This window comes from Streptomyces sp. NPDC060209 (assembly GCF_042728155.1).
GTDB lineage: Bacteria > Actinomycetota > Actinomycetes > Streptomycetales > Streptomycetaceae > Streptomyces.
On sequence record NZ_JBHWZS010000580.1, the window covers coordinates 1 to 1,343 of the forward strand.

Sequence of the window (1,343 nt, forward strand, 5' to 3'; positions counted from 1 at the left end):
GCGCGGAACTGTGGCCAGTTCCGCGCCGTCCCGCACGGCCGGATCCGTGAGGATCTGTGCGGCCCTGTGGACTCCGTCGGGGACCGTCAGGCTCCGGACGAGACATGGACGTCGGGGATGGCGTCCAGGAGCCGGCCCCAGTCCGGGTACTTCGCCACCTTCCTCAGGTGCATCGCCATGATCTTCTCGCCCAGCCCGGGGTCCATGTCGTCCGACAGCCGTACGGCCGAGAGCCTCGCGAGGCGGGGGAGGATGGTGGAGTCGCCTTCGAGGTGGACCGGGTCGTACAGGTACCGCTCCAGCGCCGCCAGGTCCTCGACCCCCGCGCAGTAGGTGTGGGTGAACCCCTCCGCGGGGTCCCCGAGATCCTGCCCCACGACCCCGAACGCGGCCGACTCCACGGTCGACGTGCGCCGCATCGCGGCCAGCACCTCCGTCTTCTCCTCCTCGGTCGTTCCGTCCCTGAAGCTGAAGCGCAGGATGTTGACGATCACTGGGTCCCCTCTCATGGGGCAGGCGTCAAAATTGAACCGACGGGTTCAAGTTAATGGTCCTATTGGTTCATGACAAGGCGGCGGTACCCTGCGGAGGTGACAGCAGCGACCACTCAGTCCGGGCGGACGGCGCCCCGGGGGCGCATCGACAAGCGGCAGGCGATCCTCGACGCCGCTTTCACCGTCTTCGCGCGCCGGGGGTACGCGAACGCCTGTGTGCAGGAGATCGCCCAGGAGGCGGGGGTCGCCAAGCCGACCGTCTACAACCACCTCAGGGACAAGGAGAATCTGTTCCGGCATGCGATCGAGGCCGCGGCCGAGGTGGTGATGGCGGAGAACCTCGCCGTCGTCGAGCGGTTGCGTGACCCGGGTGATGATCTGGGCGCCGCCATGGAGGACACGGCGTACCGGATGCTCCAGGTCTGCTGCGGCGAACGCGCCCGCGCGCTGCGGTGGCTGACGTACGCCCAGGTCGCCGGATTCCCCGATCTGATCGAGACCGTCCAGGGACGTACCCAGGGGAGGCTCGGCGAAGCGCTGGCCGACCGGCTGGCCCGCCTCTCGCTGGCCGGCCGCCTGCGTCCCTGCGACCCGGCCCTGGCCGCGGAGCAGCTGCTCGCGCTGCTCACCGGCCCGATGGAGGCGCGCTCCCGGCTGGGCACCCGCACGGTCCCCGCCACCGAGACGCGCGCGGTCGCGAAGGCCGCGGTCGACACCTTCCTGCGGGCCTACGGGCCGGATGCCTCCGAGGCCGGACAACGGCGAGGGTGAACTGCCCGGCCCGTGCGCCGGCGGCGTCGAGCGCGACGTGGGCCACCGGGACGTGGGCTCCCCGCGGCGTGCGGGGAC

Annotated in this window: 2 protein-coding genes; one reads left to right on the top strand and one right to left on the bottom strand. The window is 71.1% G+C overall.

All coding sequences use genetic code 11. The features are described 5' to 3' along the window. Positions 1-86: 86 nt before the first annotated feature. Complete coding sequence (locus ACFWFI_RS42690) at positions 87-509, bottom strand: Dabb family protein (protein WP_387401366.1); 423 nt, start codon at positions 507-509, stop codon at positions 87-89. 81 nt (positions 510-590) lie between these two features. On the opposite strand from ACFWFI_RS42690, the gene ACFWFI_RS42695 reads away from it, so the two are divergent. Next, positions 591-1,265 carry a TetR/AcrR family transcriptional regulator gene (locus tag ACFWFI_RS42695; protein WP_387401369.1) on the top strand — a complete coding sequence of 225 codons (675 nt, stop codon included), beginning with the start codon at positions 591-593 and terminating at the stop codon, positions 1,263-1,265. Positions 1,266-1,343: the final 78 nt, after the last annotated feature.